The sequence below is a fragment of the Sphingopyxis sp. C-1 genome (assembly GCF_001047015.1).
Classification (GTDB): Bacteria; Pseudomonadota; Alphaproteobacteria; order Sphingomonadales; family Sphingomonadaceae; genus Sphingopyxis.
Window position 1 is genome coordinate 1,047,062 of record NZ_BBRO01000001.1, and the last position, 24,239, is coordinate 1,071,300.

Genomic DNA, 24,239 nt, shown 5'->3' on the forward strand with positions numbered 1-24,239 from the left:
TGGGGGCGGGTCTTTCTTTGGGCTTAAAGCCACAAAAGCCCTGCATGCGCGCATTTAAAAATGTGGCCTTTGTGGCCGCGCGATATTCCAAAGTTCAGGAAAGTTCAGCCCTATGAGCGCCCCGATTTGCAAGTCGCGGAGTGCCGGATGTGCGCGGCACGTCCGATCGTGGTCGTACCCGCAAGCCAGGCAGCGACCAGCTTTTTGTTCACCGAATGAAAGAGCCGGATGAAGGCTGGCACGGCCGGATAATGTAGGAAAGACCTTTTTGGAGGCGATGTCTGTTTTGGGGTGGGAAGCGGACATCCCGTCCCCCACTTCCGTCATCCCGGGCTTGACCCGGGATCCCGCTTTTTTACGGCATCGGCACGCTTCACGAAATAGCGGGACCCCGGATCAAGTCGAACGAGCCACGTGTCGCGTTCGAGGGTGACGATGATGGGGAGGTCTGCAACCGGTCGCTTTGAGCTCCGCCCTTTCTCCGTTCGTGTCGAGCGAAGTCGAGACACCCATCGACGAAACGCCCAGCCCGATGGGCATCTCGACTGCGCTCGATGCGAACGGTTTAGATTGGGTGGAGTGTCCGCTCCCGGTCGTTTCTTGCCGCTCGTGTTCCCCCGGCGAAAGCCGGACGCAAGGCGTACAAAACAAGCGGCCGCTCTGGGCCCCGGCCTTCGCCGGGGAACGGCTGTTTTTCAAAAGCGATCATCGCCCGATCGCGAGGCGGAGAGGTCAAAAAGAGCCGGGGAGCCAGATCTTATTCCCCGTCACCCACTCCACCTTGGGATCGTTGAAATCGACGACGTCGGCGAGTTCGAGGATGTTCGGATAGCCATAGCCGACAAGGTTGATGAAGGTCTGGATGTTGAGCGCGAGCGGTGCCGATTTCAGCGGCACGGGGCTGCGGTGGTTCGAGAAATTATTGTTGCAATAGATGAGGATGGGGCGGCCGGGGTTGGCGCCCACCACCGCGGCGAGGCTTTCGGCGGTGAAGTCGGTGAGCGGCAGATTGACCGCGCCCTTGATATGGCCGCGCGCGAAGGCGTCCTTCGAGCGCGCGTCGAGCAGGAGGGTGCCGGGTTTGGCGGCCTCCGCCTTGAAGGCATCGAAGGCGATGAGGCGCGTCGCGCGTTCGGGGGCGACGCTGGCGGTGAGCGCCTGGAATCCGGGATAGTCGATCTGCGGATTGGCTTGCGCCAGCGCGGGGGTGGCGGCGAGGGCAAACGCGAGAAGCAGGCTGCGGTGCATGGTGATCCTCCCTTGAATGCAAGGAAGGCTACGCCGGGCATGCTGGCCCTTCGATGAACCGAAAAATGTCGCCGGGCCGCCTTGCTGATCAAAGACGGCCTTGCGGCCCGGCGCAGTGCAGGGGATCGTAGGAAAGCGAGCGTCAGGCGGCTTCGCTCTCGTCGTCCTCATCCCAGGGTTCGAAAATTTCGTCCTCGATCAGATTGTCGATGGCGTGGACGCGGACGCCGATGCACCAGTCCTCGAGCGAGCCTTCCCATGCGGCCTCGACTTCGCTGAGCACCTCGGCGGCATCGGCGGGGCGGTCGCCGACAAGGTCGAAATCCTGCACGCCGTCTTCGGGCGGGGTGATCGTGACATGCGGTTCGAGCCGGACGTTGGTCCAGCCCGCGGTGGAGGCGAGGCCCTCGACCTCGACGATCAGCAGCGGATTTTCCTCGTCGCCGTCGATCGAGGCGTTCACTTCGACAATTTCGCGTACCAGTTCGCTCATCACACGGCTCCTGTACGAAAAGGGGCGGGGCCAATGTTGGCTCCGCCCCGTTTGTAACCGGCGCTTGTGACAGATTGGGTGCGCTTACTGCTTTTCGAAAGCGGCGTGGATTTCGAGTTCGACGGCGTCGCTGACGTAGGGAATGCCCATGTTGATGCCGAAATCGCTGCGCTTGATCGTGGTTTCGGCCTGGAAGCCGACAGTTTCCTTCTTGTTCATGCCGACGCCCGCGCCGTGGAAATCGACGTCGAGAGTGACGGGCTTGGTCACGCCGTTCAGCGTCAAATTGCCGGTAACCTTCGCTTCGTCGCCGTCGTCGTCTAGGACGACGCTGGTCGAGACGAATTTGGCGTCGGCGGGGGCGGCGCCAAAGAAGTCGGGCTTGCCGCCGTCCTTGCCGGGGCGCAGCAGGTGGCTGGTCAGGCCGGCGTTGGCGGTCGTGACCTTCGACACGGGGATGATGACGTCGACCTTGGCCGCGGCGGGATTCTTGGGATCGATGACGAGCGTGCCGGACACGTCGCCGAAGATGCCGGTATATTTGCTGAAGCCGAGGTGATCGACTTCCCATACGACCATCGTGTGGAGCGGATCGGCGGCGTAGGTGCCGGCGGTGACGCGCGATTTGTCGGGGGCGCCGGGGGCCGAACCGCCCTGCGCGAGGACGATCGGGGTTGCGACAACGGCGGCGAAAGCGAGAGCGGCATAGGGGAGGATGCGACGCATGGGACAGTCTCCTGTTGGGGAAGGCGCGAAGCTATGCGAAGCCACCGGACGGCGTCAATAAGCGGCGGCGAAACACAGCGTTTCGCCGCGGGCACCGACAAACATATCGTCGCAAGTCGCTTGTGCTGCCTGCAATTTCATGCTGCAACGCAGCATCATCAGCAGAAGCTGCGTACGAAGGCTGGGGGGCCGACGTCGATGGATAGTCTGTTCGTTCGCGAGGCGGGCGAGATCGAAAACGCCTTTCTGGCGGCGCCGTTCGAGGACGACGGCTGGAACGCGGCGCTGCGCCTGTTCGCGCGGCGGACAGGGTCGTCGCGTGCGCAATTGCTGGGGCTGGGCGACGACGCGACGCTGTTCAACTTCATGCCCGACATCGACCCCGCCTATCAGCGCGAATTCATGGAAATCGAAGGATGGTGGCCCGAGGTGAACTGGCGTGTCGCCGCTGGCGGGCGACCGATGGAGGTGCTGAGCGAGGCGCATTACGATATCGTCCGGCAACACAGCGGCACCGACGATTATGAAGAGCATGTGCGCAAGTGGGACGGCGTTCACGGATGCCAGACGGTGCTGGTCGAGGGCGAGGGGCTGATGGTCGGGCTGGCGGCGCTTCGTTCGGAGCGCGATGGCCGGACGGCAGGGCGCGACCGCAAGCTGTTCGCGGCGGGCGCGACCTATGCGCTTGCGGCGGTGCGGATGCAGCAGGCGATGGCGCAGCGCGGCACCGCGATGACCGTCGGCGCGTTCGATGCGATCGGCGTCGCGGCCTTTCTGATCGACCGGCATGGCACGGTTGCGGCGTTGTCGGCGGCGGCCGAAGCGATCGTCGGCGAGCGCGCGGATGGCGCACTCTGCCTGCGCCGCGGGCGGCTGGGCGCGGGGCGACGCGATGCCGATCCGGTGCTGCAGACGGCGCTTGCCCGTGCGTTGAACGGCGCCGGAGCCGAGGGGGCGATGCAGCAATATTGGATCGCGTCCCCGCGCAACGGCGCGCCGGGTATATTGTGCGAATTGTTCCGCCTGCCCCGGCGCCAATGGGATTTCGGTTTCGACCCGCGCGTGCTGGTCGTGGCGCGCCGTGCGGCCGATATCCCGGCAATGCGGACGGCGCCGCTGCGCGATGCGCTGGGACTGACGGCGGCCGAGGCCGAGATCGCGCTGCGGCTGGCGAATGGTGAAGCGCGCGAGGAAATCGCTGCAGGGCGCGGGACGAGCGCGCTGACGCTGGGCACGCAGATCAAATCAATCCTGCGCAAGAGCGATGTCGGCCGCGAGGCCGAACTGACGGCATTGGTGAACCGGCTGATGCGTTGAGACGGGGCGGATGCCGCGGCGGCCTGGAAAGGATACCGACGGCGGGTCGCTAGCCGCCGATATCCCCCAGCCGAACGCCAGCGCCACGGGTGTGACCGCGCCCGGTTTTCGATTGCCCCACACAATCAAGTCCCTCTGAGCGGCCCGATATCAGCGATGTAGACGGGGGTCATACCCCGTGCGGGGTATTTGCGACGAGTCGAAAGTCAGGGCGCGCGGCGCGCCTCGAACCACTGACGCATCGCGGCGGCGGCGCAGCCGGTGAAGCCGTAGGAACCGACGGGCGAGCAACTGTTCGGGCGCGTAGCGCGAGCGACATTGTCATAACCCTCGACCGCCGAGGCCCAACTGCCGCCGCCGACGGGAACATCTTCCTTGAGCTCCTCGCGCAGTTCCTTGGGGACGCGGTAGCGTTCGGTTTCGGGCTGCTGCGCGCAGACCACAATCTCGTCGCCCTGCGGTTCGGGGCAGGGTTCGTCGCCATAGGTATAGAGCACCGAGGTGCGCTCCGGCGGATGGCCCGACTGGGCGAGGCTGCCGTCATCCTGCGCAAGCGCGGGCGCGGCGAGCGCGAGCATCGCGGAGAGGGGGATGAGGAGGCGGGCTGTCGTCTTCATTATCAATCGCGTTCCCAGGCCCCATATCCCCTGCGGCGCAGATTGGCGCGCCGAGATGAACCTAAGCCGAACCTTCCCTGCGTAACCCGCTGCGCTTTTGGCGGAAACGGGCGTTCGGGCGGCTGCGCGGGCCCCATGTCGTTCAGATGGTGTTTCGGAAATGGGAAACCAAGCCCCTACTGATTATTCGCGGCGCGGACAGGGCGGTGTGGCTGCTGGGGGGTGGTGAGCGGTCGTTTTGTCGCCCCCCTCCGTCATCCCGGGCTTGACCCGGGATCCCGCTTCTTTGAGGCGCCCACTGGCTTCGACTTCAAGCGGGACCCCGGATCAAGTCGAACGAGCCACGTGTCGCGTTCGAGGGTGACGATGATGGGGAGGTCTGCAACCGGTCGCTTTGAGCTCCGCCCTTTCTCCGTTCGTGTCGAGCGAAGTCGAGACACCCATCGACGAAACGCCCAGCCCAATGGGCATCTCGACTGCGCTCGATGCGAACGGTTTAGATTGGGTGGAGTGTCCGCTTCCGGTCGCTACCGGACCCTGATCAGGCTCTGGCCGTGATCGGGTCTGCGCGGGGTTGCAGATTGCCGACCCGCTGCAGTTCCGACTTCAGGCGCTGTTCGTCGAAGGCATGTTGCGCGAAATCGCCGTTGCGCTCGACCCAGAACAGGAAGAGGTGTGCGGACCATCGGTTGGGGTTGGGCATCGTCCGGCCGTGGCGCAGGTCGATGCCGCGGTATAGCACCGCGTCGCCGGGCTGCATCGCCACCGCGGTATAGGGCTCGTCGCCGAAATCATCGACGCACGGGCCTTCGCCTTCGACCGGCACGGAGCCGACTTCGAGCGGCCACGGCACATCGTCGCTATAGGCAAGCGTGAGTGAGACGCTGTGCTCGCACGAAGGGCGGTCCGAATGGACGCGGCAGATATCGTCCTTCTGATAGATACGAAAATAGTCGTAGCTTGGCAGCAGGTCGGCCCCGGTCAGTTCGCTGACGATCGGCGTAAGACCCCAGAGGAAGGTGGTCAGCGGGCGGTAGAAATGGCCCGAGATATCGACCGTCCGCTGCTTCGACAGCTGGTGCGACTTGGCAAAGGTGTCGAAAGATTTTCCCGCACCCTGAAGGTCCATCTGCAATTGCTTGAAGAGATTCGTGGCAACCTCTGGAGGGATCAGGCCCCTGATTGTCGCATAACCATCGTCCGCATAATTGCCTTCTATTCGCATTTTATCCTCTGTTTGGTATTGGGCTGGTCCCGAGGCCCCCGGCATTCGATGCGCGGTTTTGCAGCGCAAACGCTTGTTTGCAACCAGTTGTTTTCGATGAACTTCCCGATTTTTTCGGCTAATGCGCGTCCTTCGGCGCGGGGCCGCCGATCGGGGGCGGCTTGCAAAAGGGGACCATCACCAGCGCCGCCAGGAACAGATATGCCATCAGGCGAAAGACGTCGTCGAAAGCCAGCGTCAGCGCCTCGCGGCCGACGATGCGGCCGAGCGTGCCCTCTGCCATCTGCTGCGCGAGCGCGGGGTCGGACACATAACGGCCAATATGCTGCGCCAGCCCCGCCGCGGCTTCGTTCGCGGCGTCGGCCGAGCGGCCCAATGCTTCCGACAGGCGCAGCATATGGATGCGCAGATTGTCGCTGAGCCAGGTGTTGACGAGCGCGATGCCGATCGCGCCGCCAAGGTTGCGCATCAGGTTGAACAGGCCCGAGGCGTAGCGGAGTTCGGGCCCCTCGAAATTGCCCAGCGCAAGGCCGACCGAGGGCACGATGCACAGCATGATCGCGAAGCTGCGCACGACCTGGGGCCAGAAGAGTGCGGCGAAACCCCATTCGGGGGTCATGAAGCTGAACATCCAGAGGCCGAGCGCGAAGAGGCTGAGCCCGAAGGTGATGACGATGCGCTGGTCGACCTTTTGCGACAATGCCGCGGCGATCGGGACGCCGAGGAGTTGGGCGAGGCCCGAAACGAAGACCGTCGTCCCGATTTCGGAGGCGTTATAGCCCTGCACGCGGCCGAGGAAGATCGGAACGAGATAGGTGCTGGCATAGAGGCCGAAGCCGATCACGAGATTGAAGACGCAGGCGAAGACAAAGGTCGGTTTGCGGAATGGCGTGAGCCTGACGATCGGCCCGTCCGAACGGAAGGAGCGTTCGAGGAAGAGGCCAAAGGCGACGAATGACATCCAGGCGCCGATCGCGATTTCGGGCTCGCTGAACCAGTCGTGCTTCGGTCCCTCCTCCAGCACGAACTCCAGTCCCGCGAGGAACACCGCCATCGAGGCGAGATGCACCCAGTCGATACGGCGCAGCATCGGCAGGTTCGGCTTGTCGATGCGGACGAGCGCCAGGATCGCGAGCGTCACCATCGCGCCGGGCAGGACGTTGATGAAAAAGACCCAGCGCCAGCCCATCGCATCGGTGATCCAGCCGCCGACCGTCGGGCCAAGCGTCGGGGCCAGCACCGACACCATGCCGAGGATCGCGGGGATCATTGCGCGCTGCTTGCCCTCGAACAGCATATATCCCGTCGCGAAGACGGTCGGGATCATCGCGCCGCCGACAAAGCCCTGCACGGCGCGGAAAAGGATCATCGATTCGATGCTCCACGCGAGGCCGCACAGTATGCTTGCGATCGTGAACAGCCCCGCCGACGCCGCGAACAGCCAGCGCGTCGAGAGCGCCTGCGCGAGGAAGGCAGAGAAGGGGATCATCACCAGTTCGGCCATCAGATAGGCAGTCTGTACCCAGCTTATTTCGTCGGGTCCGGCGCTGAGCCCCGCCTGCACCTCGTTCAGGGAAGCAGCGACGATCTGGATGTCGATCAGCGCCATGAACTGGCCGAACGCCATCACGGCAAAGATCAGATATTTCCGTGCGTCGGGCATCGCCGCCGGGTTGAACGGTGCGTCGTCCGAAGCGGCGCCGGCGGCGGGAGAAAGCGGGATGGAGGCCATGGGTCTTGTGTCCTGTCGTCTTTATATTATATGCGTCATATAAAAGGAGACGCAAGTGCGCTATTCAACCGAGCACAAGGCAGAGACCCGCGAACGGGTGCTGAAAGAGGCGGCGAAGGAGATTCGCGCGAAGGGACCGGACAATGTCGCCGTGGCGGGAATCATGGCGCGCGCGGGGCTGACCCATGGCGGCTTCTATGCCCATTTTCCGTCGAAGGACGCGCTGGTGAAGGAGGCGATCGGTACGATGTTCGCCGATGCGCGCGTGCGCAGCGACCGGATCGACCATGACGGCGAACCGCGCGGCGTCCTGCGTGCCTATATCGATTTCTACCTGTCGCCCGCGCATCGCGACGGGCGCGACCGGGGCTGCCCGCTGCCGACGCTGTCGGGCGATTTCGCACGGTCGCAGCCCGCGACGCGCAATCGTTTCGGCGCCGGGGTCGAGGGGATTGCGAGCCGGCTGGCCGGACCGCTCGCGAAGCTGGGCTTTGCGGACGCGCGGGCCGAATCGCACGCGCTGCTTGCGCAGCTCGTTGGCGGTGTCGCGCTCGCGCGGGCGGTTGGCGATCCGGCGCTTTCCGACGCGATGCTCGCCGATACCCACGCCAGCATCGTGGCACGCTATGGGCTGGAGGTCGCACAATGACGCTCGCGCGGGTGCAGGGACTGATTGCATCGGGCGGCCGCCCACCGATCGGGCATACGCTGGGTTTTCAGCTGGTCGATGCCGGCGATGGCTGGGCGGCGTTCGAAGGCGTGCCGGGCCCCGAACATTATAATCCGCAGGGGACTGTCCACGGCGGTTATGCAGCGACCTTGCTCGATTCCGCATGCGGGATCGCGGTCGTGACCAAGCTTGAGGAGGGGCAGTCGATGACGACGCTCGAGCTCAAGACCTCCTATCTGAAGGCCATGACCGAAAAGACCGGCAAGGTGCGCGCCGAGGGGCGGGTGATCTCGATCGGCCGCCGGGTCGCCTATACCGAGGCGAAGATCACCGACGAGGCAGGGCGTATCCTTGCGACGGCGACATCGACCCTGTTGGTGATCCAGCCATGAACGCGCCGATGACGATCGAGGCCGAAGCGCCGGCCAAGGAAATCGGGCGCCGCGGGATCGCGCTGCCGAAAAAGGCGTGGAAGGTCGGGCTTGTTGCGCTCGTCATCGCCGCGCTCGGTACATGGTGGATATTGTCGCCGCGCAGCGCGGAGTCGACCGACAACGCCTATCTGCAGGCGGACGCCAGCGAGGTGGCGCCGCGCGTCGGCGGGCTGGTTACCGCGGTGCTGGTGAAGGACAATCAGGCGGTGAAGGCGGGCGATCCGCTCGTCCGCATCGACGTGCGCGATTATGACTCGCGGTTGATGGCGGCCGAGGCCGCGGTCGCCGATGCCGATGCACAGGTCGCGACGGCGCGCGCGACGCTCGCCTCGCTGGGCGCCGAGCAGAAGCTTGCGGCGGCGCAGATCCGTTCGGTGAATACGCAGATCGCCGCCGCCGATGCCGAATTTGCGCGCGCGGCCGAGGACCGGCGGCGTTACAATGCGCTGCTCGTCGACGGCTTCGTGACGAAGCGCGATGCCGAGCAGGTGTCGGCGACCGCGGTCGGCGCGGCGTCGGCAGCACAGCGCTCGCGCGCCGATCTGGGCGCGAGTGTCGAGGCGGCGGCGGTGACGCGCGCCAAGGGGCCGATCCTGTCGGCGCAGGTCAGGGCGGCCGAAGCCGAGGCGGCGAAGGCGCGCGCCGCGCTCGCACTGGCGAAGCTCGATCGCGGACATACGCTCGTCGCAGCGCCGATCGACGGCGTCGTCGGCAACCGGCGCATCCAGGTCGGCGACTATGTCCAGCCGGGATCGCGGCTGCTTTCGGTCGTGCCGGTGCGCTCGATCTATGTCGTCGCCAATTTCAAGGAAACGCAAACGCGCGAGATGCGCCCGGGGCAAAAGGCCGATGTCTATGTCGATGCGCTGGGCGAAACGCTGCGCGGCACGGTCGAAAGTCTCGCCCCGGGATCGGGCAGCGAGTTCACCTTGCTGCCGTTTGAGCCCGGATCGGGCAATTTCACCAAGATCGTCCAGCGCGTAGGGGTGCGCATCCGGCTCGATCCGGGGCAGGCGGCGCTCGCCGAACTGCGCCCGGGCCTGTCGGTGACGGCGAAGGTCCGGCTTCGTAGCTGATCGCCGCCCAGGCGCGCTTCACCGCATATCATGTTAACAGCGTCAATTTATCCTTGACCTCGCGCCCGTCCGCGATCAATGTTTACGTCGATAACATTGAGTCGGAAAGGACAGGCGGATGAAAACCTTGCTCTACGCTCTCGGACCGATGCTGTTCGACTCGCTCGGCGTGCTCGTTTTTGCGGTGCTGCTCGTTGCCGGCGCGGGGATCGTCCCTGCGACGATCGCCGGGACCGTCGTTGCGCTTGGCGTCGTCGGTTATGAATTGGCGCGCGGCAAGAAGGTCGCGGCGCTGCAATGGATCAGCCTGGCGTCGGTATTGCTCACCGCCGCCGCGACCCTCTTTACCGGCGATCCGCGCTTCGTGATGGCCAAGCCGACGATTGTCTACCTGATCGTCGGGTCGGTGATGCTCCGTCGCGGCTGGCTCAATCGCTATATATTGCCTGAACAGCTAGAACTCGTCGGCGATGTCATGGACCGGTTCGGGATGCTCTGGGCGGCGCTGATGTTCGCGAGCGCGGGGCTGAACCTCGTCGTCGCGCTGTTCTTTACCGCATGGTGGCCGCTGTTTATCGGGATTTTCCCGCTGGCGTCGAAATTCGGCCTTTTCGCGGTCCACGTCGCGGTCGTGCACTTCATCGGGCAGGCACGGCTGCGCCGCCGCGCGGGCGGCGAACTGCAGCCGCTCGCGGCCGAATAAAGCCTAGTCGGCGTCCAGCCCATAGGCGGTGTGCAGCACACGCACCGCGAGTTCGGTTTCATCCTCGTCGATCAGCACGCTGACCTTGATCTCGCTGGTCGAGATCGCCTGGATGTTGATGCCGCGATCGGCGAGCGCGCGGAACATCGTGCTCGCGACGCCTGCGTGGCTCTTCATGCCGACGCCGACGACGCTGATCTTTGCGACCTTGTCATCGCTGATGATGCGGTTGAAGCCGATCTTTTCCTTCGCGGCTTCCAGCAGGTCGATCGAGCGGAGCAGGTCGGTGGCCGGAACGGTAAAGGTCACGTCGGTCTCACCCTTTTCGCGGCCGACATTCTGGATGATCATGTCGACGTTGATCCCGGCCGCGGCGAGCGGGCCGAAGATGTTCGCGACCGCGCCCGGCTTGTCGGGCACGCGGGTAACGATGATCTTCGCTTCATTCTTGTCGTGGGCGATGCCGGTGATCAGCTGCCGTTCCATCTGATGTTCCTCTATTTCCTCGTCGCTGACGATCATCGTGCCTTTTTTCGGAGCCTCGTCGCCCTCGACGAAGCTCGAGAGCACCTGCACGCGCACGCCCTCCTTCATCGCGAGCCCGACCGAACGGGTCTGGAGCACCTTGGCGCCGACACTCGCGAGTTCGAGCATTTCCTCATAGGTGACATAGTCGAGCTTGCGCGCACGCGCGACGATGCGTGGGTCGGTGGTGTAGACGCCGTCGACGTCGGTATAGATGTCGCAGCGATCGGCCTTCAGCGCTGCCGCGACCGCGACCGCGCTGGTATCCGAACCGCCGCGGCCAAGCGTCGAGACGCGGCCGTCGTCCATCATGCCCTGGAAGCCGGGGATCACGGCGACTTCGCCCTTTGCCATCGCGGCGGCGAGCGCGCCGGTGTCGATGTCGGCGATGCGCGCGCGGGCATGCGCCTCTTCGGTGCGGATCGGGAGCTGCCAACCGAGCCAGCTGCGCGCGGGCGTGCCCATCGCCTGCAGCGTCAGCGCCAGCAGGCCCGAAGTGATCTGTTCGCCCGCCGCGACGACGACGTCATATTCGGCGGGGTCATAGCGCGGATTGGCTTCGCGGCAGAAATTGACGAGCCGGTCGGTCTCGCCCGCCATGGCGGAAACGACGACGGCGACTTCGTTGCCATTGGCGACTTCGCGCGCGACGAGTTTCGCCACGGTGCGAATCCGCTCGGTGCCCGCCATCGACGTGCCCCCGAATTTCATCACGATCCGCGCCATCTCGCCCCGCTTTCCTGATCTGGTTTCCGCCGCAACTTTTCCGAGCATTTCCGCGGCGCCCGCGTCGTTACGGAAGGGGGAGGGCGATGGCAAGCGTGAGAACCTATGCGCACGATAGAATTTCTTGCGCCGATGATGGCGGAGTGCCACATCGCACCCTTATGAGCGCCGCGACGATCAATCCGAATGAAGCCGCCCATTTTGGTGCGCTTGCCGCCGACTGGTGGGATCCGCACGGTTCTTCGGCAATGCTGCATAAGCTCAATCCGGTTCGCCTTGCCTATATCCGCGAACAGATTGACGCGCATTGGCACGTCGATGCGCGCGAGCGCCATGCGCTGGCAGGACGGAGCGCGATCGATGTCGGCTGCGGCGCCGGGCTGCTCGCCGAGCCGCTAGCACGGATGGGCGCCACGGTTACCGGCGTCGATGCGGCGCCGGAAAATATTGCCGCCGCCCGCGATCATGCGGCTGGGCAGGGGCTGCCGATCACCTATTTTGCCGGTGAACTGGCCGCGCTGCCGCCCGCGACCTTCGATCTCGTGACCTCGATGGAGGTTGTCGAGCATGTGACCGATCCCGCGGCCTTCATCGGTGAACTGGCGGCGCGGCTTGCGCCCGGTGGGCTGATGATCCTGTCGACCCCGAACCGGACGATGTTGTCGAAGCTGCTCCTCGTCGAGGCGGCCGAGCGTGTCGGCGCGGTGCCGCGCGGCACGCACGATTGGGACCAGTTTCTGAAGCCCGAGGAATTGACGAAATTGCTCGAAGGCGCGGGGCTGGAAGTTATCGACCGTACCGGCCTGTCGCCGTCGGCGGCAAAAGGCTTCAAACTCGGCGGCAGCGAGGCGCTCAACTATCTGGTTGCAGCAAGGTGGCCGGGCTGACCCGCGACCCCCGCGTCGACGACTATATCGCGAAGGCGCAGCCCTTTGCGCAGCCGATCCTGACCCATTTGCGCGAACTGGTGCACAAATATGCGCCGGACGCCGAAGAGACGCTGAAATGGGGCGTGCCGCATTTCGTGCTGGGCGGACAGAATCTTGCAGGAATGGCGGCGTTCAAGGAGCATGCGACCTTTGGCTTCTGGCGCGACGAGGAGGTGACTGGATCGCCGCGCGATACCGGCGCGATGGGGAGCATGGGACGGTTGGCGTCGCTCGCCGACCTGCCATCCGACAAGCAGATGGCGGATTATATAGGAAAGGCGGCTGCGCTGTGTGCCGAGGGCAGGCCCAAGCGCGCGGCACCAAAGCCCAAGGCGGCGCTCGATCTGCCCGCCGACCTGGGAGCGGCGCTGAAGGTCAATGCCGCTGCGCAAGGTCATTGGGACGCCTTTTCGCCCGGCAAGCGGCGCGACTATATCGAATGGGTGATCGAGGCGAAGCGCGAGGAAACGCGGGCCAAGCGGATCGAAACAATCGTTGCGCAGGTGGCTGAAGGCAAGGACCGGAACTGGAAATACAAGAACTGCTGAACGCGTTCCCGTCAGGCCTCGGGATCCTTGGTTGAAGAAAATACGCTGTAAAATGCGAGGATCAAAGCGGTGGCGACACCAATGATGATCGCGATCCATGCCCCTATCATCACAGGTCTCCAGCTTTCTTCATGTCGATGTTTCGGAACGCTTGGCATTCAGCGCGGCGTCAAAAATCCACATCCTCATAATATTTCGGCGGCGTCACAATCTCCATCCGTTCGGCGAGCAATGGGCGGAAGCTCGGCCGCGATTTCAGGCCCGAATACCAGCCCTTAGTCTGCTCATGCCCGGTCCAGTCGATCCCGCCCAGATAGTCGGCGACCGAGATATGTGCGGCGGCGGTCAGGTCGGCCAAGCTCATCGTCGCGCCTGCGAGCCAGGTGCGGTGATCGATCAGATAATCGACATAGTCGAGATGGTTGTTCGCGGCCTTCATCGCCTCGCGCAGCGCGCCGCCATCGGGCGGCTGGCGGTGGACGATACGCTTCTGCATCCGTTCGAAGAGTAGTGGGCCGGTGACTTCATAATAGAAGTCATGATCGAACCATGACGTCAGCCGGCGGATCTCGGCGCGGTTTGCCGCCGTGCCGTTGATCATCGCCTTGCCCTCGACCGTTTCCTCGAAATATTCGGCGATCGCCATGCTGTCCATCAGCACCTGACCGCGCGACTGATCGACCATTACCGGAGTGCGCCCGGCGGGGTTCAGGTCGATGAATTCGTCGCGGCGTTCCCACGGCGATTCGCGCACCAATTCATATCCAATGCCCTTTTCGCCCAGCAAAAGGCGAACCTTGCGCGAAAAGGGACAGAGCGGGAATTGATAGAGTTGCCACATACCCCCGGCATAGCGGCAGCAAGGCGCCGCGCGCAACGGCTATGGGAACATGTCACCAGTTTAGTCGTCATTCCGGCCTGCGCCGGGGTGGCCAAGATGGGGAGGTTAGAGTCTGATGACTTTGTATTGACCCACTCCGTCATTGCGAGCGGAGCGGGCCGCAGGCGACCGAAGGTCAACCAATCCAGAGCGGTTTGCGCACGTCCTGGATTGCCGCGCGGCTTCGTCGCTCGCAATGACGAGTCCATTCGATGTCATCACACGCTAGCGGCGCGATGCCTCGCGCTCTCTTTCCCACTGCGCGGCAAGGTCGCGCGCCATGTCCTTGAGGACCGGGGCATAGGCCGCGAGCGCCGACGCGGCGTGGCCTGCCATGCGCGTGCTCGCGCGGACGTCGGCGCCCATGCGCTCGGCATATTCGGGATCGCGGCCGGTCACTTCGCCAAGCGTGGCATCGGGCGGGATATAGGCGGCGTCGGATTCGGGATCGATCTGCGCCACCGCCTTGGCGAGCGGGCCGACCTGCATCTGCATCAGAGCGCCCACCATGGCCGTGATCGTATCGGCCATGCGGTCCTGCGCGACCGGATCGTTGAGCGTCGCAACAGCGCCCCGCATGTCGTTCGCAGCAGCAGGCAGCGGCGCGGCGAGCGCGAGCAGGGGGAGGGCTATGAGGGCGAGGCGGGTCATGGCTCGATCCTTTCGAGGGACGAGGGGGTCAGCAAAGTGGCTTTGTTAAAGGAAGGACGCTTTCGCTGCGGTGAACGCGTTCGATGATTGCGGCAGGCTGATACGATGACGCGACTAGCCGCCGCCCTCGCGAAGGCGGGGGCGGCCGGAAAGGTAGCGCAAGGCCGATAGCGGCCCCCGCCTTCGCGGGGGCGACGTACATTACTCGGCTGCGACCACTTCGGCTTCAGCATCGCTGAGGGGATGTGCGAGACGGCTGAGCATTTCCTTCGGGCACACCTGCCAGAAGCGCTCGCGCCAGCGGTCCCAATCGGCCAGCACTTCGGCCGACCATTTGCTTCCCGTCGCCTTGGCATGTTCCTCGACCAGCTCCTTGAGAGTATTTTCCCAGTGGCTGCTCGCCAGCCGCTGCCAGACGATCGATTCGCCGTTGGCGTGGCCCTCGAACTGATCGTCGGTGTCGAGGATGAACGCCATGCCGCCGGTCATGCCGGCACCGAAATTCGAGCCGACGGGGCCCAGGATCACCGCGGTGCCGCCGGTCATATATTCGCAGCCGTTCGCGCCGCAGCCCTCGACGACGACGCGTGCGCCCGAGTTGCGGACCGCGAAACGCTCGCCCGCCTGACCCGCCGCGAGCAATGTGCCCGCGGTCGCGCCGTAAAGGACGGTGTTGCCGATGATGCTGTTGTGCTGGCTGACCAGCGGGCTGGAGACGGTCGGGCGCACGACGATGCGGCCGCCTGACAGGCCCTTGCCGACATAGTCGTTGGCGTCGCCGAATACCTCGAGCGTGATGCCCTGACACAGGAAGGCGCCGAGCGACTGGCCCGCGGTCCCGCGCAGACGGACCTGCACATGGTCGTCGGCGAGGCCTTTCATGCCAAAGCGCGCAGTGACTTCGGCCGAGAGGCGCGTACCGACGGCGCGGTGCGTGTTGCGGACATTGTACGTGAGCTGCATGCGCTCGCCGCGTTCAAACAAGGGCTTCGCGTCATTGAGGATCTGCGCGTCGAGGCTGTCGGGCACCGGGTTGCGGAAGCTCGGCCCCTGCGAGCGACGCTGATCGTCGGGTGCATCGACCTTCGCAAGGATCGGGTTGAGGTCCAGGTCGTCGAGATGTTCGGCGCCGCGGCTGACCTGACGCAGCAATTCGGTGCGGCCGATCACTTCGTCGAGGCTGCGGCAGCCGAGCTTGGCGAGGATTTCGCGCACTTCCTCGGCGATGAAGGTCATCAGGTTGATGACCTTCTCGGGGCTGCCGGTGAACTTCTGGCGCAGCTTTTCATCCTGCGTACAGACGCCGACGGGGCAGGTGTTCGAGTGGCACTGGCGCACCATGATGCAGCCCATCGCGACGAGGCTGAGCGTCCCGATGCCATATTCCTCGGCGCCCAAGATGGCGGCGATCACGATGTCGCGCCCGGTCTTGAGGCCGCCGTCGGTGCGCAGGCGGATGCGATGGCGCAGGCCGTTGAGCGTCAGCACCTGATTGACTTCGGAAAGCCCCATTTCCCACGGCGTCCCGGCATATTTGACGCTGGTCTGGGGGCTCGCGCCAGTGCCGCCGGTGTTGCCCGCGACAAGGATGACGTCGGCGTGCGCCTTGGCGACGCCCGCCGCAACGGTGCCGATGCCCGCCGAACTGACGAGCTTCACGCAGACGCGCGCCTTCGGGTTGATCTGCTTCAGGTCATAGATGAGCTGCGCCAGATCCTCGATCGAATAGATGTCGTGATGCGGCGGCGGCGAGATGAGCGTCACGCCGGGCGTCGCATGGCGCAGACGCGCGATGAATTCGGTCACCTTGAAGCCCGGAAGCTGGCCGCCTTCGCCGGGCTTGGCTCCCTGCGCGACCTTGATTTCGATCTCGTCGCACGCGCCGAGATATTCGGCGGTGACGCCGAAACGGCCGCTGGCGATCTGTTTGATGTTGCTGTTGGCGTTGTCGCCATTGGCATAGGGGCGATAGCGTTCGCTGGCTTCGCCGCCTTCGCCCGACACCGCTTTCGCGCCGATGCGGTTCATTGCGATCGCCAGCGTCTCATGCGCCTCGGGCGACAGCGCACCGAGGGACATGCCCGGGGTGACGAAGCGCTTGCGGATTTCGGTGATCGCCTCGACGCTGTCGAGCAGGACGCCCTGCGCCGGATAGTTGAACTCCATCAGATCGCGCAGATAGATCGGCGGCAGGTCGGCGACCCCGCGCGCAAATTGCAGATAGGTCGAATAGCTGTCGGTCGCGACCGCGGTCTGCAGCAGGTGCATCAGTTGCGCCGAATAGGCATGTGCTTCGCCGCCCGCGCGCTGACGATAGAAACCGCCGATCGGCAGGGTGGTGACGCGGCTGTCGAACGCGGCGGTATGCTTGTCGGTCGCGTTGATGAAGAGCGACTGATAGCCTTCGCCGGAAATCTTGGCAGGCATTCCGGGGAACAGGTCGTTGACGAGCGCGCGGCTGAGCCCGACCGCCTCGAAATTATAGCCGCCGCGATAGGAGGAGATCACCGCGATCCCCATCTTGGCGAGGATCTTGAGCAGGCCGTCGTCGATCGCCTTGCGGAAGCGCAGGCGGCAATCGTCCAGGCTCAGTTCGCCGCCGAACAGACCGCGCGCCCAGCGGTCGGCGATCGCGGCTTCGGCCAGATAGGCGTGGACGGTCGTCGCACCGACGCCAACGAGCACCGCAAAGGCATGCGTGTCGAGCACTTCGGCCGAGCGGACGTTGATCGAGGCGTAGCTGCGCAGGCCCTTGCGCACGAGATGCGTGTGGACGGCCGCGGCGGCGAGCACCATCGCGACCCCGACGCGGCCTTCGCCGATCGACTGGTCGGTGAGGAAGAGTTCGGAGCGTCCGGCCCGCACGGCGTCTTCGGCCTCGCGGCGAACGCGCGCAATCGCTTCGCGCAACGTCGAGGCGTCGCCACCCGCAGCGAAAGTGCAGTCGATGTCGGCGACAGCATCGCCGAAATAGGCGCGCAGGCGATCCCAGTCGTCGCCGACGAGTACGGGGCTGTCGATCACGAGAACGTGGTCGCTCTGCCCCTTTTCGTCGAGGATGTTCGCGAGGTTGGCAAAGCGCGTCTTCAGGCTCATCACATGCCGTTCGCGCAAGCTGTCGATCGGCGGGTTGGTGACCTGGCTGAAATTCTGGCGGAAGAATTGCGCGACGTGGCGCGGCTTGTCGGAGATGACCGCGAGCGGCGTGTCGTCGCCCATCGACCCGATCGCTTCCTTCGCATCCTCGACCATTGGCGACAGGATCAGTTCCATATCTTCCATGGTGAGGCCCGCGGCGACCTGGCGGCGCAGCAATTCGCTGCGTTCGAAGGTCGGCAGGCTCGACTTGCCGCCCTTGGGGAGGTCGGCCATCGTGCGGAAGCCCTTGACCCGCGAGGCATAGTCGGCGGCGTCTGCGATCTTGTCCTTGATCGCGAGATCTTCGTAGAGCGTGCCGTCGTCGAGATCGACCGCGATCATCTGACCCGGGCCCAGGCGGCCCTTCTTGCGGATGCTCGCCTCGGGCAGCAGCACCATCCCGCTTTCCGAGCCGACGACGAGCAGGTTGTCGGCGGTCAGCGTGTAGCGGAGCGGGCGCAGCGCGTTGCGGTCCATGCCCGCGACCGCCCAGCGGCCATCGGTCATCGCGAGCGCCGCGGGGCCGTCCCACGGCTCCATGACGCTGGCGAGGTAGGAGTACATCGCGCGGTGGTTGTCGGGGACGTCGCATTCGGTCGTCCACGCCTCGGGAACGAGGATCAGCTTTGCGGTCGGCGCGTCGCGGCCGGCGCGGCACAGCGCCTCGAACACCGCGTCGAGCGCGGCGGTGTCCGACGCGCCCGCCGGGATCACGGGCTTGATATCTTCGCTATGCTCGCCGAAAGCGAGGCTCGCCATCTTGATCTCGTGGCTCTTCATCCAATTCTTGTTGCCGCGGATCGTATTGATTTCGCCATTGTGCGCGAGGCAGCGGAACGGCTGCGCCAGCCACCATTGCGGGAAGGTGTTGGTCGAATAGCGCTGGTGAAAGATCGCGACCCGGCTTTCGAACAGCTTGTTCGTGAGGTCTGGATAGAAGTCCGCGAGGCTTTCGGCGAGGAACAGGCCCTTATAGATGATCGAGCGTGCCGACAGGCTGCAGATATAAAAGTCGGCGATCTGCGCCGCGATGACCTTTTTCTCGATCCGGCGGCGGACGAGATAGAGCTGCTTTTCGAACTCGGCGATCGATTGCTCGTCGGGCAGCGGCCCGGCGATCATGATCTGCTCGATCTCGGGGCGCGTGCGCTGTGCCTTGTCGCCGATCACCGACACGTCGACGGGTACCTGGCGCCAGCCATAGATGGTGAAGCCCGCGTCGATGATCTCGGCCTCGACGATCGTGCGGCATTCCTCCTGCGCGCCCAGATCGGTGCGCGGCAGGAAGACCATGCCGACGGCGAGGCGGTTCGGCCGCACCTTGTGCCCCGATGCCGCGATCGCATCGTCGAAGAAGCGGACGGGCAGGTCGACATGAATGCCCGCCCCATCCCCGGTCTTGCCGTCGGCGTCGACCGCGCCGCGGTGCCACACGGCACGCAGGGCTTCGATCGCCGCCTCGACGACGCGGCGCGACGGCTTGCCGTCGGTCGCCGCGACCATTCCGACGCCGCAGGCATCGGATTCCATGTCGGGGCGATACATGCCTTCGGCTTCGAGCCGCGCGTGATCGGGGGTGGGGTAGTGGGTCATCATCTTCGTCCTGACGGGTGTTTAGTCGGGCAGCTTCTTGCGCGCGTTTTCGGCAGCTTCTTCAGCGGCCTGCTGCGCGGCGAGCGAAGCGTTTTCGTACGCGGTCTCAAGGTCCTCGACGCGCTTCAGGTCGGCGGCCGACCAGTTGCTGCGGTCATAGGCGGGATCGGCGACGGCATCGGCCGCATAGTCGGCTGCGTCTGCCGCCGCGGTCGCGGCATCGGCAGCGGCGTCGACGGCATAGTCGTCAGCGGCGTCGACTGCGACTGCGTCGGTGGCTTCCACCGCGTCGGTCTTCCACATGTCGCGCTGTTCCTTCAGCACCTTCACGTCGACCTTCATCAGCTTGGCAAGCGATGAGAGCTCCTTGTCGCTGAAGTCCGAAAGCTGCTTTTCCTTCGGCAGCTCCTTGAAATCCTTTTCGATCTCGGGGGCGCGGTCGATGAATTTGTTGATCAGCGGCGGCACCGCCTTGATCACCGCAAGCATCACTTCGGGGTCGGCCTGAAGCGCCATCCATTCGCTTGCGTAAAGCTTGCCCGTCGGCGTCGCGAGAAAGCCGTTGATGTCGGTGAGCTGCGCGCCGGTGAACTTGCGTGCATAGGCTTTGGCAAGACCGTTCCGCATCGGCGGTTCCATGTCGGCGAGCGCTTCGCTGATGAGCGGCTTGATCACCTTTGTGATCTGGTCTTCACGCTCCTTGCGATGCGGGTCGAACATGTCGGCGACCTTGACCTTGGTCGGCTCGTCGAGCTTCGCGATCTGCTCGCTTTCGACGCCGGTCTTGATCGACAGCATCAGGTCCGACTGGCCGCCGAATTCGCCCATCAGCGTCTTGAACATCTTGCCGTAGAGGTTGTCGACCATCTTCTCGATGCTGCCCGTCGGGATCAGCGCGGCGGTGGTCTGCTGCGCGAGCGTCAGGCGCGCCGGGTCGATCGGCGGCAGGCTGCTCGTGTCGAAGATTTTTTCGACGAGCGCGATCGCCTCGTCCATTTCCTTCTGCATCTTGGCCTTCGCCTCTTCGGCATAGGCTTCGCTGTCGAAGGGCTCGCTGGTCTCTTCCTCGACCTGCGCCGGCTCGGCCAGTACGACCTCGGCGACCGGCGCTTCCTTCGCATCTTTCTTCGGTGCGGCGTGGGCGGATGCGCCCAGCGGCAGCATCGCGGCGGCACCGGCAAGCAGAATCGATTGGAACGACGGCATCATGAAACTTCCTTCCCTGTTGGTCATGCTGCCTTCTTTTCGCTTTTGGCCTTGGCTTTCAACCACTTTGCCATCTGATCGCTCACATCGCGCCCGTCGCGGATGCCCCAGACGACCAGGCTGGCGCCGCGCACAATGTCTCCCGCGGCAAAAACGCCGGGCAGGCTGGTCATCATCGTCTGGTGATCGACGCGCAAAGTACCCCAGCGGGTAACGCTGAGATCGGGCGAGCCGAACAGGTGCGGCAGTTCTTCGGGATCGAAGCCCAGCGCCTTGATCACCATATCGGCGGGCACGTCGAACTTGCGGCCGGGGTCGACCTCGGGGCTGCGGCGGCCGCTCGCGTCGGGCGCGCCGAGGCGCATCCCCGCAACCGCGACTTCCTTCACATGCTTGTCGGCGGTGAAGCTTTCGGGCGCTGACAGCCACACGAACTCGACGCCTTCCTCCTCGGCATTGGCGACCTCGCGCTGCGACCCCGGCATATTCTCGCGGTCGCGGCGATAGAGGCATTTCACCGACTTCGCGCCCTGACGGACGGCGGTACGGACGCAGTCCATCGCGGTGTCGCCGCCGCCGATGACAACGACATGCTTGCCCTTTGCGTCGAGGCTGCCGTCGTCGAAAGCAGGCACGGTGTCGCCAAAGCTCTTGCGGTTCGACGCGATCAGATAATCGAGCGCGGCGATCACACCGCCGGCCGTGTTGCCCGGCACGTTGATCTCACGCGCCTTGTAGACGCCCGTCGCGATCAGGATCGCATCATGCTTCTGGCGCAGCGCGTCGAGCGTCGCATCCTCGCCAACCGCGAAGCCGAGGTGAAACTGGATACCGCCCTCGACCAGCCGATCGACGCGGCGCATCACGACATCCTTCTCCAGCTTGAAGCCGGGGATGCCATAAGTGAGGAGGCCGCCCGCTCGGTCGTGCCGGTCATAGACATGCACTTCATGCCCCGCGGCACGCAGATATTCAGCCGCGGTCAGCCCTGCGGGGCCGGCGCCGATGATGCCGACCGACTGGCCGGTTGCGGCGCCGGGATGCAGCGGCTCGACCCAGCCTTCGGCCCATGCGGTGTCGGTGATATATTTTTCGACGCTGCCGATCGTCACCGCGCCATGGCCCGAAAATTCGATCACGCAATTGCCTTCGCACAGGCGGTCCTGCGGACAGATGCGGCCGCAGATCTCTGGCATCGTCGAAGTCGCGTTGCTGAGCTCATAGGCTTCGCGAAGGCGCCCCTCGGCCGTCAGGCGCAGCCAGTCGGGAATATGATTGTGGAGCGGGCAGTGCACCGAGCAATAAGGCACGCCGCACTGCGAACAGCGCGCAGCCTGCGCGTCTGCATCGGGCGCGGCATAGCGCTCGGCGATCTCGCGAAAATCGCGTGCGCGCTCTTCGGCGGAGCGCTTGTCCGGATAGGATTGTTCACGCTCCACAAACTGGAGCATGCGATCGGAAGCCATGCAGTATCCCCTTCGTTGGAAGGCGAAATGCATGGCTGGAAAAGCCCTGTCACGGGCGAATATCGAGTTAGGACAGTATTGATAACCTAAATTGGAGGGTGAATTTACCTCAAAATGGGTTTGCGCAATTATCTTTCGCCAATTAATACCGTTTCGGACCTATCTCATGCCGAGCCAGATCAGCGCGGCGACGCCTGCGATGATTCGATACCAGGCGAAAGGCGCAAAGCCATAGCGCGTGACGACCGCCAGGAACGCCTTGATCACCGCCCAGGCGACGACGAAGGAGACGAGCGAGCCGACCGCGATCAGGCCGAGATCGTTCGACGTGATCGCGTCGCGATGCTTGAAAAGCTGAAGCACCGTCGCGCCGGTCAGCGTGGGGAGGGCGAGGAAGAAGCTGAACTCGGCCGCGGTCTTGCGGTCGACACCGAACGACATCGCGCCGAGGATCGTCGCGCCCGACCGGCTGACGCCGGGGATCATCGCGATGCACTGGACCAGCCCGACGAGGATCGATTGTCGCGTCGACACATTGGCGACGCCCCCGACATCCTTCGTCTTGGCGAAGCGTTCGACAAGCAGGATCGCAAAGCCGCCGATGATCAGCGCCCATGCGACGACGACCGCATTTTCGAGCAGCAGCTCGATATAGTCGCCAAAGGCGAGACCAAGGACGACTGCCGGGAAAAATGCGAGCAGCAGATTGCGCACGAAAGCGATGGCGACCGGATCGCGGCGGAAGAAGCCGGTGAACATGTCCCAGAACAGCTTCCGGTACAGGACGACGATCGCAAGGATGGCGCCGGGCTGGATCGCGATGTTGAAGATCGCCCATCGCGCGGCATCATAGCCGAGCAATTCGGTTGCGAGGATGAGATGCCCTGTCGAGGAGACGGGCAAAAACTCGGTCAGACCCTCGACGATGCCGAGGATGATTGCGGTCAGCCAGATAGACATTATCGCGAAGCAAGCTCGGCGAAGCGGCCGTTACGGCGATATTGGACGAGCCAGCCGTCGGCGACCGAGGCGAGCGAGGTCGGTGTGACGCCAAGCTCGGCGAGGCCGGCGGCGCCGCTCGCGACGACATTGTCATGCTGGAGCATCAGCCACTGATCCTTGGTGATCGGCGCGCCGGGTGCCCAGCCGAAGCCCGTCGCGAGCGCCGAGGCGACAAAATCGGGAACATCGACGAACAGCGGCGAACGGCCGGTCGCGTCGGCGATCCAGCGCAGCAGTTCGCCCATCGTCAGCACCTGCGGCCCGCCGAGCTCGAAAATCTTGCCGGAAGCGTTATTGCTGAGCGCCGCGACGACTGCATCGGCGACGTCGCCGACATAGACGGGCTGGAACTTCGCATTCGGGGCGATCACCGGGACGACCGGCGTCATACGCATCATCGTGGCGAAGCGGTTGATGAAATGATCTTCGCGGCCGAACAGGATCGAGGGGCGCAGGATCGCGGCGTCAGCAAAAGCGGCGCGGACCGCGGCCTCGCCAGCGCCCTTGCTGCGGCCATAGGCCGATGCGCTTTCAGGATCGGCGCCGATCGCCGACACATGAACCAGCGCGCCGACACCCGCCGCCTTGGCAGCCGCGGCAACATGGCCAGCGCCGTCGGCCTGGACTGCCTGCATGTCGCCGAATGCGCCGACGAGGTTGATGACCGCATCGCTGCCTTGCACGGCACGCGCGACGCTTGCCGCGTCGCGGACGTCGACGGCGACGAACTGCGTCTGACCGAGGCCGCCGAGCGGTTTCAGGAAGGTCGCGGCGCGCGGGGTCCGTTGTGCGATACGGACGCGGGCGCCGCGCGCAAGGAGCCGCTGCACGACATAGCGGCCGAGGAAGCCACCGCCGCCCAGCACCGTGATCAATTGCCCGTCGAGTTTCTGCATTTGCGTCCGCCTGTATCGATTCTCTGGATGGCGCAGGTCGCGCCGACGGCCTTCCCCATGCCGCGAAGCGGGAAGGGGAGCAAGGGGCGAAGGCGGCTTTGCGACGTAAAACCGGCGGCTTTGCGATAAAATGCACCCTGGCCCGTGCGATGCGGTTGACAAGTCGCCAGACGCCCCGCTAAGCGCCCGCTCCTACCCCGTGCCCAGATGGCGGAATTGGTAGACGCACCAGCTTCAGGTGCTGGCGATCGCAAGGTCGTGGAGGTTCGAGTCCTCTTCTGGGCACCATTTCTCCCCCTCAGGGGTGGTCGGCAAGGTTCCCCGAAAAATGCGAAGATCGGCGTGCCGCGAATCGCCGCAAGGGTCGCCGCGATCATTGAAATTTCTTTGGGCAGCGAACGGCGTCGCTATACGGGCCAGGCTCTCTTTCTACCGCGC

21 protein-coding genes and 1 tRNA gene are annotated in these 24,239 nt (G+C 64.6%); 8 read left to right on the top strand and 14 right to left on the bottom strand.

Going from position 1 to position 24,239, the window contains the following annotated elements; genetic code table 11:
- Nucleotides 1–732: 732 nt before the first annotated feature.
- The 3 genes from SC1_RS04785 to SC1_RS04795 all read right to left on the bottom strand — a co-directional run bounded on the left by SC1_RS04785 (nt 733) and on the right by SC1_RS04795 (nt 2,467).
- Nucleotides 733–1,248, bottom strand: a complete 516-nt coding sequence (locus SC1_RS04785; RefSeq protein WP_062178280.1) for a rhodanese-like domain-containing protein — start codon at nt 1,246–1,248, stop codon at nt 733–735.
- 142 nt (nt 1,249–1,390) lie between these two features.
- Nucleotides 1,391–1,741 carry a hypothetical protein gene (locus SC1_RS04790; RefSeq protein WP_062178283.1) on the bottom strand — a complete coding sequence of 117 codons (351 nt, stop codon included), beginning with the start codon at nt 1,739–1,741 and terminating at the stop codon, nt 1,391–1,393.
- Between the two features lie 84 nt (nt 1,742–1,825).
- Complete coding sequence (locus tag SC1_RS04795; protein ID WP_062178286.1) at nt 1,826–2,467, bottom strand: YceI family protein; 642 nt, start codon at nt 2,465–2,467, stop codon at nt 1,826–1,828.
- Nucleotides 2,468–2,665: 198 nt separating this feature from the next.
- Between SC1_RS04795 and SC1_RS04800 the strand changes: the two genes are divergently transcribed.
- Nucleotides 2,666–3,784, top strand: a complete 1,119-nt coding sequence (locus tag SC1_RS04800; RefSeq protein WP_152682300.1) for a helix-turn-helix transcriptional regulator — start codon at nt 2,666–2,668, stop codon at nt 3,782–3,784.
- Between the two features lie 206 nt (nt 3,785–3,990).
- Here the strand turns inward: SC1_RS04800 and SC1_RS04805 are convergent, their stop codons facing one another.
- From SC1_RS04805 to SC1_RS04815, 3 genes are all read right to left on the bottom strand, one after another.
- Nucleotides 3,991–4,401, bottom strand: coding sequence for a hypothetical protein (locus tag SC1_RS04805; protein WP_062178292.1), 411 nt, complete (start codon nt 4,399–4,401; stop codon nt 3,991–3,993).
- A gap of 541 nt (nt 4,402–4,942) precedes the next feature.
- Complete coding sequence (locus SC1_RS04810) at nt 4,943–5,626, bottom strand: hypothetical protein (RefSeq protein ID WP_062178295.1); 684 nt, start codon at nt 5,624–5,626, stop codon at nt 4,943–4,945.
- Nucleotides 5,627–5,744: 118 nt separating this feature from the next.
- The gene (locus tag SC1_RS04815) at nt 5,745–7,358 is read right to left on the bottom strand and encodes a DHA2 family efflux MFS transporter permease subunit (protein WP_062178298.1); all 1,614 of its coding nucleotides are present in this window, start codon (nt 7,356–7,358) and stop codon (nt 5,745–5,747) included.
- Between the two features lie 55 nt (nt 7,359–7,413).
- Between SC1_RS04815 and SC1_RS04820 the strand changes: the two genes are divergently transcribed.
- The 4 genes from SC1_RS04820 to SC1_RS04835 all read left to right on the top strand — a co-directional run bounded on the left by SC1_RS04820 (nt 7,414) and on the right by SC1_RS04835 (nt 10,241).
- Nucleotides 7,414–8,007 carry a TetR/AcrR family transcriptional regulator gene (locus SC1_RS04820; protein WP_062178301.1) on the top strand — a complete coding sequence of 198 codons (594 nt, stop codon included), beginning with the start codon at nt 7,414–7,416 and terminating at the stop codon, nt 8,005–8,007.
- Entirely contained in the window at nt 8,004–8,420 is a 417-nt protein-coding gene (locus SC1_RS04825; RefSeq protein WP_062178304.1) for a PaaI family thioesterase, read from the top strand. The genes SC1_RS04820 and SC1_RS04825 overlap by 4 nt, the downstream gene beginning before the upstream one ends.
- Entirely contained in the window at nt 8,417–9,538 is a 1,122-nt protein-coding gene (locus SC1_RS04830; RefSeq protein WP_062178308.1) for an HlyD family secretion protein, read from the top strand. The genes SC1_RS04825 and SC1_RS04830 overlap by 4 nt, the downstream gene beginning before the upstream one ends.
- Before the next feature lie 118 nt (nt 9,539–9,656).
- Nucleotides 9,657–10,241: an inner membrane-spanning protein YciB gene (locus SC1_RS04835; RefSeq protein ID WP_062178310.1), complete on the top strand. Its 585-nt coding sequence runs from the start codon at nt 9,657–9,659 to the stop codon at nt 10,239–10,241.
- A gap of 3 nt (nt 10,242–10,244) precedes the next feature.
- On the opposite strand, the gene SC1_RS04840 is transcribed toward SC1_RS04835, so the two are convergent.
- The gene (locus SC1_RS04840; protein ID WP_062178313.1) at nt 10,245–11,492 is read right to left on the bottom strand and encodes an aspartate kinase; all 1,248 of its coding nucleotides are present in this window, start codon (nt 11,490–11,492) and stop codon (nt 10,245–10,247) included.
- 161 nt (nt 11,493–11,653) lie between these two features.
- Here SC1_RS04840 and ubiG point away from each other — a divergent pair, with 161 nt between their 5' ends.
- Entirely contained in the window at nt 11,654–12,379 is a 726-nt protein-coding gene (gene ubiG / locus SC1_RS04845) for a bifunctional 2-polyprenyl-6-hydroxyphenol methylase/3-demethylubiquinol 3-O-methyltransferase UbiG (RefSeq protein ID WP_062178317.1), read from the top strand.
- The gene (locus SC1_RS04850) at nt 12,367–12,969 is read left to right on the top strand and encodes a YdeI family protein (protein ID WP_238586576.1); all 603 of its coding nucleotides are present in this window, start codon (nt 12,367–12,369) and stop codon (nt 12,967–12,969) included. Before ubiG ends, SC1_RS04850 begins: the two co-directional genes overlap by 13 nt.
- A gap of 169 nt (nt 12,970–13,138) precedes the next feature.
- Here SC1_RS04850 and SC1_RS04855 read toward each other — a convergent pair whose 3' ends face one another.
- The 7 genes from SC1_RS04855 to SC1_RS04885 form a co-directional block, all read right to left on the bottom strand.
- Nucleotides 13,139–13,810: a glutathione S-transferase family protein gene (locus SC1_RS04855; protein WP_062178320.1), complete on the bottom strand. Its 672-nt coding sequence runs from the start codon at nt 13,808–13,810 to the stop codon at nt 13,139–13,141.
- Nucleotides 13,811–14,074: 264 nt separating this feature from the next.
- On the bottom strand, nt 14,075–14,500 hold the full coding sequence (locus SC1_RS04860; RefSeq protein WP_062178323.1) for a hypothetical protein: 426 nt from the start codon (nt 14,498–14,500) through the stop codon (nt 14,075–14,077).
- Nucleotides 14,501–14,701: 201 nt separating this feature from the next.
- Nucleotides 14,702–19,234, bottom strand: a complete 4,533-nt coding sequence (gene gltB, locus SC1_RS04865; protein WP_062178325.1) for a glutamate synthase large subunit — start codon at nt 19,232–19,234, stop codon at nt 14,702–14,704.
- Nucleotides 19,235–19,252: 18 nt separating this feature from the next.
- The gene (locus SC1_RS04870; RefSeq protein ID WP_238586577.1) at nt 19,253–20,464 is read right to left on the bottom strand and encodes a DUF2059 domain-containing protein; all 1,212 of its coding nucleotides are present in this window, start codon (nt 20,462–20,464) and stop codon (nt 19,253–19,255) included.
- A complete protein-coding gene (locus SC1_RS04875; protein WP_062178328.1) occupies nt 20,461–21,903 on the bottom strand; it encodes an NAD(P)-dependent oxidoreductase in 1,443 nt (480 codons plus the stop codon). Before SC1_RS04875 ends, SC1_RS04870 begins: the two co-directional genes overlap by 4 nt.
- A gap of 159 nt (nt 21,904–22,062) precedes the next feature.
- The gene (locus SC1_RS04880) at nt 22,063–22,863 is read right to left on the bottom strand and encodes an undecaprenyl-diphosphate phosphatase (RefSeq protein ID WP_062178331.1); all 801 of its coding nucleotides are present in this window, start codon (nt 22,861–22,863) and stop codon (nt 22,063–22,065) included.
- Nucleotides 22,863–23,801, bottom strand: coding sequence for a complex I NDUFA9 subunit family protein (locus tag SC1_RS04885; RefSeq protein ID WP_062178334.1), 939 nt, complete (start codon nt 23,799–23,801; stop codon nt 22,863–22,865). The genes SC1_RS04880 and SC1_RS04885 overlap by 1 nt, the downstream gene beginning before the upstream one ends.
- A gap of 201 nt (nt 23,802–24,002) precedes the next feature.
- Between SC1_RS04885 and SC1_RS04890 the strand changes: the two genes are divergently transcribed.
- Nucleotides 24,003–24,089 (top strand) — tRNA-Leu (locus SC1_RS04890).
- The last annotated feature ends 150 nt before the right edge of the window (nt 24,090–24,239 follow it).